At 54.3% G+C, this 14,296-nt stretch carries 10 protein-coding genes and 1 pseudogene; 6 read left to right on the top strand and 5 right to left on the bottom strand.

Features of this window, described 5'->3' with window-relative positions:
• Positions 1–2: 2 nt before the first annotated feature.
• Entirely contained in the window at positions 3–914 is a 912-nt protein-coding gene (locus tag NeNHUV3_RS03885) for a pirin family protein (protein WP_391482617.1), read from the bottom strand.
• A 171-nt stretch (positions 915–1,085) separates the two neighbouring features.
• Here NeNHUV3_RS03885 and NeNHUV3_RS03880 point away from each other — a divergent pair, with 171 nt between their 5' ends.
• Positions 1,086–1,601, top strand: a complete 516-nt coding sequence (locus NeNHUV3_RS03880; protein ID WP_048597798.1) for a hypothetical protein — start codon at positions 1,086–1,088, stop codon at positions 1,599–1,601.
• A gap of 10 nt (positions 1,602–1,611) precedes the next feature.
• On the opposite strand, the gene NeNHUV3_RS03875 is transcribed toward NeNHUV3_RS03880, so the two are convergent.
• Genes NeNHUV3_RS03875 through NeNHUV3_RS03865 form a run of 3 tightly spaced genes read right to left on the bottom strand, consistent with a single transcriptional unit; the run spans position 1,612 to position 4,646 of the window.
• Positions 1,612–2,193, bottom strand: coding sequence for a TadE/TadG family type IV pilus assembly protein (locus tag NeNHUV3_RS03875; protein WP_391482615.1), 582 nt, complete (start codon positions 2,191–2,193; stop codon positions 1,612–1,614).
• Entirely contained in the window at positions 2,193–2,729 is a 537-nt protein-coding gene (locus tag NeNHUV3_RS03870; RefSeq protein WP_391482614.1) for a TadE/TadG family type IV pilus assembly protein, read from the bottom strand. Before NeNHUV3_RS03870 ends, NeNHUV3_RS03875 begins: the two co-directional genes overlap by 1 nt.
• Positions 2,730–4,646, bottom strand: a complete 1,917-nt coding sequence (locus NeNHUV3_RS03865) for a hypothetical protein (RefSeq protein ID WP_391482612.1) — start codon at positions 4,644–4,646, stop codon at positions 2,730–2,732.
• 246 nt (positions 4,647–4,892) lie between these two features.
• Here NeNHUV3_RS03865 and NeNHUV3_RS03860 point away from each other — a divergent pair, with 246 nt between their 5' ends.
• From NeNHUV3_RS03860 to ribD, 5 genes are all read left to right on the top strand, one after another.
• Positions 4,893–6,323 (top strand): Glu/Leu/Phe/Val dehydrogenase, encoded by a 1,431-nt coding sequence (locus NeNHUV3_RS03860; protein ID WP_391482611.1) that lies wholly within the window; start codon positions 4,893–4,895, stop codon positions 6,321–6,323.
• Positions 6,324–6,377: 54 nt separating this feature from the next.
• Positions 6,378–8,363: a DNA primase gene (gene dnaG / locus NeNHUV3_RS03855; protein WP_391482609.1), complete on the top strand. Its 1,986-nt coding sequence runs from the start codon at positions 6,378–6,380 to the stop codon at positions 8,361–8,363.
• Between the two features lie 218 nt (positions 8,364–8,581).
• The gene (rpoD, locus tag NeNHUV3_RS03850; RefSeq protein WP_334066198.1) at positions 8,582–10,552 is read left to right on the top strand and encodes an RNA polymerase sigma factor RpoD; all 1,971 of its coding nucleotides are present in this window, start codon (positions 8,582–8,584) and stop codon (positions 10,550–10,552) included.
• A gap of 207 nt (positions 10,553–10,759) precedes the next feature.
• Entirely contained in the window at positions 10,760–11,230 is a 471-nt protein-coding gene (nrdR, locus tag NeNHUV3_RS03845) for a transcriptional regulator NrdR (protein ID WP_334066197.1), read from the top strand.
• A gap of 35 nt (positions 11,231–11,265) precedes the next feature.
• A complete protein-coding gene (ribD, locus tag NeNHUV3_RS03840; protein WP_391482608.1) occupies positions 11,266–12,294 on the top strand; it encodes a bifunctional diaminohydroxyphosphoribosylaminopyrimidine deaminase/5-amino-6-(5-phosphoribosylamino)uracil reductase RibD in 1,029 nt (342 codons plus the stop codon).
• Here ribD and NeNHUV3_RS03835 read toward each other — a convergent pair.
• A pseudogene (locus NeNHUV3_RS03835) lies at positions 12,291–14,295 on the bottom strand (capsular polysaccharide biosynthesis protein). The gene ribD and the pseudogene NeNHUV3_RS03835 overlap by 4 nt on opposite strands.
• Position 14,296: the final 1 nt, after the last annotated feature.

The raw sequence follows: 14,296 nt of genomic DNA, 5'->3' as shown, positions 1-14,296 counted from the left end.
TTTTAGTGCGCGGGTTTGATGAATGTGCCGTTGCGCAACTCACGCACGGCTTGGCGCAATTCATCTTCGGTGTTCATCACGATCGGGCCGTGCCACGCGACGGGCTCTTCAATTGGCGCGCCAGAAATCAGTAAGAAGCGGACACCTTGCTCGCCGGCCTGAACTGTCACTTCATCGCCTGTGCCAAACCGGATCAACGTGCGATCACCGGACATGTCGCGGATGTTGACTTCCTCGCCCATGACTTCTTTTTCGAGCAAAACGCCAGATGGGGCAGAGGCATCTGCAAACGCGCCTTCACCCTCAAAGACGTAGGCAAACGCGCGACGGTAGGTGTCAATCTTAAAGGTCTTCTTCACGCCAGCAGGCACGAAGATATCCAAATACTGCGGGTCTGCGGCGATGCCATCAACCGGACCGGTTTTCCCCCAGAAGTTACCGACAATGATTTTGACCTGAGTTCCATCATCGTCCGTTACCACTGGAATATCCTTGGCGGTTACGTCTTGGTAGCGCGGTGCGACCATCTTTTGTGATGAAGGTAAGTTACCCCAAAGCTGAAAGCCGTGCATTTGGCCTGCGGCGTTTCCGTGTGGCATTTCTTGGTGCATGATCCCGCGACCAGCAGTCATCCACTGCACGTCACCCGCGCCCAAGGTGCCCGTGTTGCCAAGGCTGTCACCGTGATCCACGGTGCCGTTCAGCACATACGTAATGGTTTCGATGCCGCGGTGCGGGTGCCATGGGAAACCCTTTTCAAAATGCGCCGGAAGATCGTTGCGAAAATCGTCAAACAGCAAAAATGGATCAAGCTCTGACGGGTCTTGAAAGCCAAATGCACGGTGCAGGTGAACGCCGGCACCTTCCATGGTTGGAACGGCCGGGCGGGTTTCTAGAACAGGACGGATCGACATATTTTTAGCCTCCAGATCGTAGGATCGACATGGGGTGCTTCCCACATGTTGAGCAGAATTTACGCCGTAACAGAGGCGCACACAATTGCCGTGTTTCGCAGATTTGCAGTGCGTAAATGCACATATGCGATGTGCTCTTTCCCTTGGCGCACTGGGGGGGTATCAGGTCGCATGGAATTTCCTTTTGATATCCCCGCAGATGGTGTGATTGCACGTGTTCGTGCCAGCGCCGGTCGTCGCTTTTTTGGTTGTGGCACATTGCTGGCGTTAGGCGCTTTGTTGGTGCTGTTGGGCTTTACCCGCGCCGAGACAGGTTTGGGCTACCGTTTGTTTTTGGTCCTTGGTGGAGCAGGTGTGTTGGCGGCGGCAACGATCATGTGGCGCTCGACACTCATCGCGGTTGAACTGACGGTTGAGGGACTGCGCGATACGACAGGCCGCGTTCTTGCACCACTGGATGATATTGTGGGCGTTGACCGCGGCGTCTTTGCGTTTAAGCCGTCAAACGGTTTCATGGTGCGTCGCAAGACGGCGGGCCTTAAAGGATGGTGCCCTGGTATTTGGTGGGCGACATCCAAAATGCTTGGGGTAGGTGGGGTGACGCCAGCCGGAGAAGCCAAGTTTATGGCAGAGAGCCTGTCCATGTTAATTGCTGCGCGCGATGCCGGAAATTTGCCGCGCGGCTAAGCTGCTGGGTTTAAGACGCGGTGTATGTTGGTGGGTTAGGCGCGCGTGATCGGGCAAATGTGCGCGCTTTGAGGTATAGGTTGTTTTCAAAGAACCGGCCCCACGACAGGCTAAATCGAGAGACAGTCTCAACCATAACAATCTGATCCCCTGCTGCGATTGGCGGCATGTCTTCTTTCAAAACGTTGATGCTGTCATGGCTATAACTGCTAAGATCGGGGCCGCGGGCCTGTGACCACGCGGTTTTGTAGGGCTTGTCCGTTTTGCCAGTCGGAACCACCATGGTGATGCTGATTGAGGTCCCTTGCGCTGCAGGTGTCATATACTGCGCGGTTTGTTTCATGCTGGTCATGAAGGTCGGGGTAATGGTGCCTAGTTCGCGGCTGATCACATCGGCCACAACGTAGCTTGCCTTGGTGGTTTGTGCGTTTGTCCGGAATGCCTCAAAGAATGTGGCCATCGCCATAAAACTCCAAAATAAAAGCGGAAAAACCAGCACGGTTTCAATGGCAAGAGTGCCTCCTGTGTCATCGCAGAAGGCTTTGAGGCGGGCAGCGAAACGGCTTAAGGAAGGGGGATGGAAACGGCGCATCACGCGGGCTCCGTCACATACGAAGTGATGGCAACAAGACGGTATTCACCGGTTTCGGTTGTGGGCAGATATGGGTTTAGGCCGATGGTTGGCAGTAATGGTGGCTGCAGCACGCAAACCCGCAGGAACATTAATTCATTCTGTCCGCCCGGTGAAAATGGTCCGGCTGGGTTCACGGCACTTGGTTTATCATGGCATTGTGGCGCGTTCAGGGTCACGCCCACGCGCGGGTCGCGGCGTACCATTTCAAGCTTAAGGCTGTTCGAGCAATTATTTAGGAAGGTTGCCTCGGCACACATGACATCCCGCAAATCTTGATAGGAGGGGGGTGCAATCGTGTTGAGGCGCACGTGGCGCACTGTTCGGTCAAGCGCCATTTCCAACATTGCTTGACGTGCTTGCATCACACCAAGTTCAACGCCCATGAACAAAATCCAGTAGAACAAAGGATAGAGGATCACGAACTCAATGGAAGACACGCCGTCCTCGGCGCGCCAAAATTGGATGATGCGGCTAAATGCGCGGCGGCCCAGCATCTACTGCACCAAGCGCAATTGGTTGATGTGGTTTGCGATGGCTGCGAAAGCGGTGCTGATCTCGCGTCCTGAAACGTCAAAGTAATAGGCATCCCCTTCCGTTGCGCAGTCACGCATGGGGCCTTCCCCAGTGTTTACTTCAAAACCGATCGCGTAAATTAGGATACCTTTCGCGCGCGCTGCGGCACAGATTTCGGACAAGTTTGTATTCGCTTGCCACCAATTTGTTTGGGTAATCATGGAGGCCTTTAGCTTGTCCTCCATAGGATCTTCGCGGGTGCTCCACCCGTAGTAGCTGTCATAGTACCGTTCAGCTTCGTCCCAGAAGAATTCGGCCATGTAATCCACGTGAAAATCATCAAGAAGATCAACCCAGTCCATCTGCGCGATGCCGTCCCATGGGATTTCGCTGGTGCTGTACCATTGATCATCCCAAGACGTGTTAGGGTCTCCGGGGCGGTACCAGCGGTTGGACCAGCTGTTGCCGGGGACGTAGATCAGATATTGATCATACCATTCCATATTGCGGTTCACGCTCCAGCGATCGTGCCGCTTACCTTCATGTGTGGACCAGTTTTTGAAGCGCCAAACCGGTGCTGGGCTGTTTTTGAAGTTGATGTAGGGATACTGATTTTCCGTAGTTTGCCCGTATTGGGTGGTATTCACACCGTCAGTCATCAGAACGATTACTTTGAGAGTTTCATCCTGTGGGTTCGCACTTACAGATGGCACCCAGTAATTCGCGGGTCTGTCGTTGACCCGTGAAGGCACAGGAATTGTGGTGTCATCAGCAAGTGTTTTGACGGCGGGTTGAATTGCCGGATCAAGCAGAGCCACTCCCCACTTCATCCCTACATCAATCGCTGTGTTGCCGCTTGCTGTTAAGGTGTCGATATGCGCGTCCAGCTGCGATTTTTCCGTACGGTGCACCATGATGTGTGGGCGCGAGTTTGCGGCATAGCGCGTATCAAAGCGGTCTTCCTGACACTCGAACTGAAGATAATTGGGAAAGCGTGTACTGCTGCTGCCATAGGCGAAATGCGCTTTTCGGGTCAGCTTTTGGCTGGGTGTTATGGCGGTGGATTTGAAGTCGTTTGGCGTGAACTCAATGCAGCTGCTGAATTGCTGTTCGCTTTGGACTGACGTCAACCCCGGGGGATTGCTGATCGGGTTTTGCACGGCAACTGTGCCGCCATTTGCATTGAGTTGATCCAGCAGATCCTCGCCCACGTGAACAGTGTGATAGTAAGGCACGATAGAAACAGATGTAATAGCCGAGTCGTCATCGGGATCGTTTTTCACCACCGCGGTGAAGAATTCTTTAGCAGCCTTGCGCAGCTCGAATATTTTGGTCTCACCGGATGTAGACGGGTTCCCCATGGAACCTGACACGTCCACCACAAGAGAAATTTCAATATCGGTGATCCGCTCTTCCGCAGCACCTGAAACGGGTAGGTCCATGTAGTCGACGCCGACCCAATGCATGAAAAGCGTTGGCACGCGGATTGATGCTTCGGCTTCAACGCGGCGGTATCCGATGCCTTCAACTGATGCGACATCTACAGCGATATCTGCATCCGGCTCCGCCACACCGCAGCTTTCATATTGTGCGCCGTTGCGGGTGTGGTTCACGTGGACGTTGGCAAAGCCCGCTGAGCGAAATTGCCCCTCCATGATGTCACAAGCTTCAAGCGTTTGTTGCAAATCCGCCGCCGACAGAGTTGCGCCATCAATTGTAAACTGAATACGTGCGCGGCGTTCTTCAGCCATCATGATGTCGACGGCAAGGCCGCCAATCATGATCATCGCCATCAAAATATAGAGTGTGAAGATGATCAAAGCACCGCTTTCGTCGCGCGCAAAAGCACGACATTTGCGCAGCCCAAGCGCATTTTTGAAAAGGCGGTGCACTCTCATGGTTACTCACAACGCTAAAATCGCCGCATACGAATCTACGCAGTACGGCCGGTTACGAAGCGTTCATGCAGAAAGATTTGGTTTCAATTATGGCAAAATGATGTGCCGCAGATGTGCTTTTGCCTAAATTGTGATGAAGCGCATATCCCAATAAGTTTTTAAACCGCCTAAATAATGAGCAAATTAACTTGCGTATAACCGCATCTGTGCCACGGTGCGAACGATGCGATTTAGGGAACTGTAAAGATGTCTAACCAAACTGAACCAAGCTTTCGCGAGAGTGTCGATTTAATGTTTAACCGTGCGGTGGGATTGATGGATCTGTCCCCGGGGTTGGAAGAGAAAATCAGGGTATGTAACGCAACTTATACAGTTCGTTTCGGTGTGCGTTTGCGCGGTGAAATCAAGACGTTCACTGGGTATCGCAGCGTCCATTCCGAGCATATGGAGCCGGTAAAGGGCGGCATTCGTTTTTCGCTGGGCGTGAACCAAGACGAGGTCGAAGCGCTTGCCGCGTTGATGACGTATAAATGCGCGTTGGTTGAGGCACCTTTTGGGGGCTCAAAGGGCGGGCTATGTGTTGATCCGCGCGCCTATGATGCCCATGAAATGGAGGCTATCACCCGCCGTTTTGCATATGAGTTAATCAAGCGTGATCTGATAAACCCGTCCCAGAACGTGCCCGCGCCGGACATGGGCACGGGCGAGCGTGAAATGGCGTGGATCGCAGATCAATACGCGCGCATGAATACAACTGACATCAATGCCAAGGCCTGCGTGACAGGCAAGCCAACCCACGCCGGCGGCATTGCTGGCCGTGTTGAGGCGACGGGACGTGGTGTGCAATATGCGCTGCGCGAATTTTTCCGCGATGAGCGGGGTATGAAAGCCGCAGGGCTCAGTGGGTCACTGAAAGGTAAACGGGTCATTGTGCAGGGGCTGGGCAACGTCGGCTACCACGCGGCCAAGTTTTTGGCTGAGGAAGATGGTGCGTTGATCGTCGGCGTCATTGAGCGTGACGGTGCTATCGTTGACACAAACGGAATTGACGTTGAGGCCCTTCGTACTTGCGTGGCGGAGACCGGAGGCGTGGCGCAGTTTGAAGCAGGTGAGTACATTAAAAACGGTGCTGAAGTGCTTGAGCGGGACTGCGATATTCTTATTCCAGCTGCCTTGGAAGGTGTGATTAACAAATCTAATGCGGAACGTGTGCAGGCGCCACTTATTATTGAGGCTGCTAACGGTCCGGTGACGGCGGGTGCGAATGATATTCTTGCGGCTAAAGGCTGTGTGATTATTCCCGACATGTATGCAAACGCGGGCGGTGTGACAGTTTCGTATTTTGAATGGGTCAAAAACCTGTCGCATATCCGCTTTGGGCGGATGCAGCGCCGCCAAGAAGAATCCCGTCACCAATTGATTGTGGATGAGTTAGAGCGCCTCAGCGCCGATAGCGGTGTCGGCTGGCAGCTTAGTCCGGACTTCAAAGAGCGGTATTTGCGCGGTGCGGATGAGTTGGAATTAGTGCGTTCGGGGTTGGATGACACAATGCGGATTGCTTATCAGGCGATGCGTGACGTCTGGCACGGCCGCGATGATGTGCCCGATCTGCGCACCGCTGCATATCTGGTTTCCATCGATAAAGTGGCACAGTCTTACCGCGCCAAGGGCCTTTAGGATTTCACCTTAGGCGGTGTAGACTCTGCGCGCGCGACAGCGGATATTGCGCACATGAGTCTGCCGCCCGGTTTCCTTGATGAATTACGCAGCCGCCTGTCGATCTCCGACGTGGTGGGGCGCAAAGTTATGTGGGACGCGCGCAAGTCGAACCAAGGCAAAGGTGACATGTGGGCGCCATGCCCGTTTCATCATGAAAAAACGGCCAGTTTTCACGTCGATGACCGAAAGGGATATTATTATTGTTTTGGTTGTCAGGCGAAGGGTGATGCACTTTCGTTTGTAAAAGAAACCGAGAACGTCAGCTTTATGGAAGCGGTGGAAATTTTGGCGGGTGAGGCGGGCATGCAAATGCCCGCGCGCGATCCAAAGGCCGCTGAAAAGCTGGACCGTGCCAGCAAACTTGCCGAGGTAATGGAGCAAGCGGTGCAGTATTTCCGTTTGCAACTGCGTACATCGACGGCCGCCGAGGCCCGCAGATATTTGCAGGGACGTGGCCTGTCAGAGGCAGCTCTTGAGCGTTGGGAGATCGGTTTTGCACCTGATGCGTGGCAGGGACTTTGGGATCATCTCGTTGGCAAAAACGTACCTGAAGACCTGATTTTGGGTGCCGGTTTGGCCAAGCCCAGCCAAAAAGGTGGCAAGCCATATGATACATTCCGAGGTCGGATCATGTTCCCGATCCGCGATGCACGGGGGCGCGCGATTGCTTTTGGGGGGCGCGCGATGGACCCCAACGACAACGCAAAATACCTCAACTCTCCAGAGACGGAACTTTTTGATAAGGGCCGCAGTCTTTATAACCACAAGCCAGCTCGCGAGGCTGCAGGCAAGGGCCAGCAGCTTATCGTGGCTGAAGGCTACATGGATGTCATCGCGCTGAGTGAGGCGGGCTTTGCCGCGTCTGTTGCTCCCCTCGGGACGGCCGTTACAGAAAATCAACTGGCGCTTTTGTGGCGGATCACCGATGAGCCGATCATCGCCCTTGATGGTGATACGGCCGGTTTGCGAGCGGCGATGCGCTTGGTTGATCTGGCGCTTCCGTTGCTGCAATCGGGCAAGTCGCTGCGCTTTGCAATCATGCCAGAAGGCCAAGACCCTGATGATTTGATCCGTGCCTCAGGGGCTTCGGCGGTTCAAAATGTGATCGACGGTGCTATCCCGATGGTTCAGCTGCTGTGGCGGCGTGAAACTGAAGGCCGCAATTTTGACAGCCCCGAGCGTAAAGCAGCGTTAGACAAGGCGCTGCGTCAGAAAATTATGCTGATCACCGACCCAAGCATTCGCAGCCACTATGGTCAGGCCATCAAGGATTTGCGGTGGGATTTGTTCCGCCCCCAAGCAAAGGCACGCCCGTCCGGTGGCTTTGTGCCGCGCGGTGGTAAGCGGGGAAGCGGTTGGAAAGCGCCTGCCGAAGGTGCGATGCCAACGACGCAATCAAGCTTTTTGGTGAGTTCTGAACGGGCCGCGGAGGGGCATTTGCGCGAAGCAGTGGTATTAGCAACTTTGTTGAAAAATCCAGCCGTTCTGCCCGAATTCGAAGACGCGCTTGAGCGGCTTGAGTGCCATGATCCGGACCACCGCCGTATTCAGGGGGCTCTGCTGCGCCACATAGAGGCCGATGCTGATATGCTGATCGAGAGCATTGAGCATGAGATCGGTGCGGCGCTTTTGGAAAAACTATTTGCGCATAAGCACGTGGCGATCGCACCGCCCGTGCGCCGTCCCGGAAACATCGATCTGGCGTCCATGTGCGTGAACGATGCCCTTGCAAAACTTACGGCACAGCGTGGTCATGAAGTTGAAGTACGCGAAGCTTCCCAAGACCTTGACCGAAACGATGGCGAACCCGTTGACGAAAACCTGACGTGGCGTTTGCGCGAGGCCGCAGAAGGTCTTCAAGGGGGCGGTGGCGGTGATGACGCGGATGACACAGCTGATTTTGACGTTGCCGATAATGGCGCCAAACTAAGTCGTGATGAACGTGATGCATTTGCAGCACTTCTGGGCAGCATCGGTAAGGCTGAAAATAGTAATTAACGAAGGCTTATCCTCTTACAATTAGGGTTTCCAATGCCCATGTCTCAGGGCATGTGGTTAAGTTCACACCGACCCATGGTCGAATCAGTCAAAATGTAAGATGATTCGGATGTGGGTTGATTCGTTTTCCTGATTCGCGTGCGCGTGGATTACGGCAGCCTAAAGTTACAACGCGCGGCCTTCACGCCGCATCGCCTCCGCCGCAAAGGACTTTGCTCATGGCCAAAGACACCGACGACCGCAAAAACGAAGATCAGGAAAACGCGCACAACTTGGACATGTCCCAAGCCGCCGTAAAGAAAATGATCTCCGAGGCGCGTGAACGGGGCTACATTACGTATGAGCAACTTAACCAAGTTTTGCCTCCAGAGCAGGTAAGCTCCGAGCAAATCGAAGACGTGATGTCGATGCTGTCCGAAATGGGCATCAATATTATTGAAGATGACGAGGCCGAAGAAGAAGACGCCAAAGGCTCTACAGCTGTCGTGACCAAAGATGGTGCGCGTGAAGTTGCTCTTGCTGGCGCTGAAAAAGAAAAGCTGGATCGCACCGATGATCCCGTCCGCATGTACCTGCGCGAGATGGGCAGCGTTGAGCTGTTGTCCCGTGAGGGCGAAATCGCGATTGCGAAACGTATCGAGGCCGGCCGCAACACGATGATTTTGGGCCTTTGCGAAAGCCCTCTTACATTCCAAGCGATCACCATTTGGCGTGACGAATTGTTGAGCGAAGACATTTTGCTTCGCGATGTGATCGATCTGGAAACGACGTTTGGCGATCAGCTGGCAGAGGACGAGGAAGAAGCCGTTGTGCCGACGCCTGGAGCCGAGCCCAAGCAAGAGAGCACGGCGCAAGAATTGGATGCCGACGGTAACCCGATCCAGTCTGATGATGACGACGATGAAGACGAGCAGGCGAACCTGTCTCTTGCGGCGATGGAAGCTGCGCTTAAGCCGCGTGTTCTGGAAGCGCTCGAAATCATTGCGCATAACTACGGCAAGTTGAGTGAGATGCAGGATCTTCGGATGTCTGCCACGTTGAACGAAGACAGCTCTTTCAGCGAGAAAGCTGAAAAGAAATACCAAAAACTGCGCTCTGAAATTGTTGCCCAAGTGAACGAGCTTCACTTGCACAACAACCGTATTGAGGCGCTGATCGACCAGCTTTACGGCATCAACCGCCGTATCATGTCCATTGACAGTGCGATGGTGAAACTTGCGGACCAAGCGCGTATTAACCGCCGTGATTTCGTTGATGCGTATCGTGGTCGCGAGCTTGACCCAAACTGGCTAACTGACATGGGTGATAAACCCGGCCGTGGCTGGCAGGCGCTGATTGAGCGCTCAACCGACAAGATCGAAGAGTTGCGTTCTGACATGGCGCAAGTTGGCCAATATGTTGGCCTGGATATCTCTGAATTCCGCCGCATCGTACAACAGGTGCAAAAAGGCGAGAAGGAAGCCCGTCAGGCCAAGAAAGAAATGGTCGAGGCGAACCTTCGTCTCGTTATTTCGATTGCCAAAAAGTACACCAACCGTGGTCTGCAATTCCTCGACTTGATCCAAGAGGGTAACATCGGCCTGATGAAGGCGGTTGATAAGTTCGAATACCGCCGTGGTTATAAATTCTCGACCTACGCCACATGGTGGATCCGTCAGGCGATTACGCGCTCGATTGCGGATCAGGCGCGTACAATCCGTATTCCTGTGCACATGATTGAAACGATCAACAAGCTGGTGCGCACGGGCCGTCAGATGCTTCATGAAATTGGTCGTGAGCCGACACCGGAAGAATTGGCCGAAAAGCTTCAAATGCCGCTCGAAAAAGTGCGCAAAGTGATGAAAATCGCCAAAGAGCCGATCAGTCTTGAAACTCCGATCGGGGATGAGGAGGACAGCCAGCTTGGTGACTTCATCGAAGACAAAAACGCGATCTTGCCACTCGACAGTGCTATTCAGGAGAACCTGAAGGAAACGACAACCCGGGTTCTGTCATCGCTTACGCCGCGTGAGGAACGTGTTTTGCGTATGCGTTTCGGTATTGGCATGAACACAGACCACACCCTTGAGGAAGTTGGCCAACAGTTTTCGGTCACCCGTGAACGCATTCGTCAGATTGAGGCTAAAGCGTTGCGCAAGCTCAAGCATCCGTCGCGTTCACGCAAGTTGCGGTCTTTCTTGGATCAATAAACTACCCTGCTGAACTCTAGTTTTGCGGATATTTTTACAAAACGGCGTCTATCTCAGGCGCCGTTTTGCATCTGACGGCTCGGTTTGCCCCCAGATGTTGTTTGTGAATTTTTCTTCTACCCAAATCTAGATTGCTGTCCTATAGTCTGTGGATAAGTAGGGCGCAGACCCTATCGAGGCAGTAATCAACGAGAAAGGGCATAGCCAATGCGCTGTCCATTTTGCGGTAACGTAGACACACAAGTAAAAGATTCCCGTCCTGCTGAGGACCACGTCGCCATTCGCCGCCGGCGTTTTTGTCCCGCGTGTGGTGGTCGTTTTACGACTTATGAGCGTGTTCAGTTGCGTGACTTGGTTGTCATCAAATCTAACGGACGCCGTGAAGATTTTGACCGCGACAAGCTGGAACGCTCAGTTCGGATTTCTCTACAAAAACGGCCCGTCGAGCCTGAGCGCGTAGACCAGATGATCTCTGGAATAGTGCGCCGGTTGGAAAGCATGGGCGAGACTGACATCAACTCCAAGCAGATCGGTGAGATCGTGATGGAGGCTTTGGCCCGCATCGACACAGTCGGATACGTACGATTTGCGAGTGTGTACAAAAACTTCCAAGCAGCTGATGATTTTGATAAATTTGTCAGTGAACTGCGCCCGAACGTATCGCCGGAAAACGATTGATCAAAAAAGCCTTAGCATCCGTGGATGAGCAACACATGCGACACGCGCTTGCCCTTGGGCGGCGCGGGCAGGGGCGTGTGTGGCCAAACCCTGCGGTTGGTTGTGTCATCGTGCGGGACGGCGTCATTGTGGGGCGTGGCTGGACCCAAGACGGTGGCCGCCCACACGCTGAGCCGATCGCGTTAGCGCAGGCAGGACGTCTGGCACGCGGTGCGACGGCCTATGTGACGCTCGAGCCTTGCGCGCATCATGGTAGGACGTCGCCCTGTGCGAATGCGCTTATTGAGGCGGGGGTGTCTCGGGTCGTGTGTGCGATTGAGGATGAAGACAACCGTGTTTCAGGGCGCGGGTTTCAAGCGCTCCGCGATGCAGGGATTTCGGTAGATATCGGCGTGCTCTCGTCAGAGGCTGCTGAAGATCATCGTGGGTTTTTCAAAGTCGCACGTGAAGGTTTGCCTTTGGTGACACTTAAGATGGCAACATCTTTTGACGGAAAAATTGCCACTTCAACCGGAGACAGCCAGTGGATCACTGGGACGCATGCGCGGCGCGCTGTTCATATGATGCGCGCCCGACATGATGCAGTAATGGTTGGCGCGGGGACTGTGCGGGCTGATAATCCTTCGCTTAATGTGCGGGGCCTCGGCGTTTCACATCAGCCGGTCCGCGTTGTCATCAGTGAGACCCTTCAGGGTATGGCACGTAGCGATGTGCAAAACGGCGGTTGGTTTGTTCACCCTGAAACAGCAGATGTGAGTGCGCTGTCGCCAAATGCGAGATCTGTCCCTTATCAAGGCAGCCTGACCGACGCGCTGCGGGCGCTTGCAGCACAGGGGCTTACGCGCGTTTTTTGTGAAGGGGGTGGCGGACTTGCCGCGTCTTTATTGAGCGAAAACCTTGTGGATGATCTGGTGTGCATGACGGCTGGTGTTGTTATCGGAGGTGACGGACTGGGCGCCGTTGCACCATTGGGTCAACGTGTTTTGGCAGATGCCCCGCGTTGGACGCTTGTTGAATGTCGTTCAATTGGCGGTGACGTGTTGCACCGATGGCGCCGCGCTTAACGCCAAAGATGTGCGTAAGTTGAAAGCGCGCCTTGTGCTTTGGCCAACAGACGCAAACCAAGCCCACTGTAATGGCCTTTGGACATGGCTAAACGGTCAACTGCAACTTCGGGGGGGGCAGGGATAACCTGTCTCAGGATCGTAATAGCGCGGGTAGTCGATCAAAGTTGCATGTGTGAATTGATCAAGGCTGGGGCGTGCGGTGCGGCGGTCAGGGGTGGCTGCGATATCCCTTGTCAGGCCCCATCCCGCATAGAACGGTGCCCCCAAGCAGGTGACAGGCACACCACGTAAAAGCGCTTCAAACCCAAGTGTTGAGGTCATCGTCCAAACACTATCGACGCAGGTTAGCAGGTCCAAAGCATCCGTGTTCGTGGCTGTGATATCCGCGACCGCTGCGGCCTCATTACTTAAGCCTCCATCGCGCAAACCTGCCTCTACGTCGGGGTGCGGTTTGTAGATCAAGATGGCGCCGGGATTGGCGCGGCGGGTCTCAACCAGTAAGTCGCTGTTGGTCTGCCATTTCGACGTGCCCAGCTTGATCGAAGCATCATCTTCTACTTGCCCCGGGACCAAAATGCGGTGGCCCTTGGGGAGCGATGGTAAATCAGTCTTGATCCCAAGATTATATTTGCTCACGCCGCTCTTAATAATTTTTTGGCGTAAGGCTTCGGCCCGGCGTAATGCGGTCGAATCCAGAGTAAGTGACTGGGCTATCAGCCTTTCAAGGCGACTTTCGCGGGTTGGGTCATAGTAAATACCAAGGTCATCAAGAACCAGAGATAGGGGCGGGACCAAGTCTGCACCAAGCCCTTTTGAACGGAGAAATCCGTCTTCGACGGTTGCTTCAGGGCTGTCATGCGCGCCCCAACGCATGATGCGCCGCGTATGTATGTTGCCCCCGAATTTTACAGGTCGGACGCTGCCAAAGAATGCCTGTGTATGCTTACGCTTCCAAAGGCGCATATCTGGTGCTGCCCAGCCATTATGATCTTCACGCCAAGTACGACTGAGCGCTTCGAGGGTGCTGAGCGCATCTTCAAAGCTACAGAGCGCATCGCGGTAGGGGTCATACCATGTCGGGTATAAGATCATCGCGCCTGCAAAAAGTTGCGCGCGGGTTAACGTGCGGGTGCGTCGATCAATCGGTGCGCGGTCTTCGCTCAGCCCCCAACCGGCATAAAAGGGTTGTCCGTAAAGGATTGGTTTGTGACCTGCCACTATAGCCTCAAAACCCATTTGTGAGCTGACGGCGTAGACTTTGATCGCGCCCTCAAGCAAGCGGTGCGGGTTGGTGTTTTGATCCAGCACGACCACGTTGCCACCAATGTCTGCAGGGCCGAAATGACCGCCCTTGTGACCGGTTCGGGTTTCGGGATGTGTCTTCAGCACAATCGTTGCGTGCGGGTTTTCAAGCCGCGCATCCAGTAGCATCTCGCGGAATGTGTCTGCATTGGCGCCCGAGTGTATGATGGAGGCATCGCCTGCAGTTTGATCAATTACAAGAACATACCCAGCGTCTGGAATACCTTTTGGAAAGGGTGCCTCAGGAACGAAGTTATTGTATTTCGAAAGTGCGCTTCGCTTCATGCGCGCCATGCCACCGCGTGCACGGTCAAGCAGAGCGGTGTTATCAAAGGGGTGCGTGGCAAGCAGGACCTCAAGGTCACTGGGCGCGCTGCTATCAAAATGTACACCGCGTGTGTCAATGTTAAGCCCGATGGGCAGATCACCACCGCTGGCAGGACGCACTGACCTCAAAAAGGCGTCTTCCACGCGCAAAAGCTTTGCGTTGGTGCGGGCTGCAATCTTTTCGCCGCGGTGCGCGGTTGGTGATTTCCCCCACACACCGATCAAACCCGCTTCTGACGGCATGCCAATGCGGATGTCATAGCCCTTTAGCGCAAGGATACGGCGCACGCGTTTTTGACGCAAAAAGCCGTCATTATAGACAAACAGCCGCTGACGGGTTGGGTCAGCGGCCGAAAGTGGGGTCGTCATC

Origin of the sequence: Nereida sp. NH-UV-3, assembly GCF_042939535.1 — a bacterium.
GTDB classification, from domain to species: domain Bacteria; phylum Pseudomonadota; class Alphaproteobacteria; order Rhodobacterales; family Rhodobacteraceae; genus Nereida; species Nereida ignava.
The sequence above is the reverse complement of the archived record's forward strand: the minus strand, read 5'-3'. Positions and strand labels throughout refer to the sequence as shown.

What these genes read in the sequence shown, in the direction of transcription:
- NeNHUV3_RS03885 (WP_391482617.1), bottom strand. Translation starts at nt 914, where the DNA reads ATGTCGATCCGTCCTGTTCTAGAAACCCGCCCGGCCGTTCCAACCATG.
- NeNHUV3_RS03875 (WP_391482615.1), bottom strand. Translation starts at nt 2,193, where the DNA reads ATGCGCCGTTTCCATCCCCCTTCCTTAAGCCGTTTCGCTGCCCGCCTC.
- NeNHUV3_RS03870 (WP_391482614.1), bottom strand. Translation starts at nt 2,729, where the DNA reads ATGCTGGGCCGCCGCGCATTTAGCCGCATCATCCAATTTTGGCGCGCC.
- NeNHUV3_RS03865 (WP_391482612.1), bottom strand. Translation starts at nt 4,646, where the DNA reads ATGAGAGTGCACCGCCTTTTCAAAAATGCGCTTGGGCTGCGCAAATGT.
- NeNHUV3_RS03880 (WP_048597798.1), top strand. Translation starts at nt 1,086, where the DNA reads ATGGAATTTCCTTTTGATATCCCCGCAGATGGTGTGATTGCACGTGTT.
- ribD (WP_391482608.1), top strand. Translation starts at nt 11,266, where the DNA reads ATGCGACACGCGCTTGCCCTTGGGCGGCGCGGGCAGGGGCGTGTGTGG.
- rpoD (WP_334066198.1), top strand. Translation starts at nt 8,582, where the DNA reads ATGGCCAAAGACACCGACGACCGCAAAAACGAAGATCAGGAAAACGCG.
- nrdR (WP_334066197.1), top strand. Translation starts at nt 10,760, where the DNA reads ATGCGCTGTCCATTTTGCGGTAACGTAGACACACAAGTAAAAGATTCC.
- NeNHUV3_RS03860 (WP_391482611.1), top strand. Translation starts at nt 4,893, where the DNA reads ATGTCTAACCAAACTGAACCAAGCTTTCGCGAGAGTGTCGATTTAATG.
- dnaG (WP_391482609.1), top strand. Translation starts at nt 6,378, where the DNA reads ATGAGTCTGCCGCCCGGTTTCCTTGATGAATTACGCAGCCGCCTGTCG.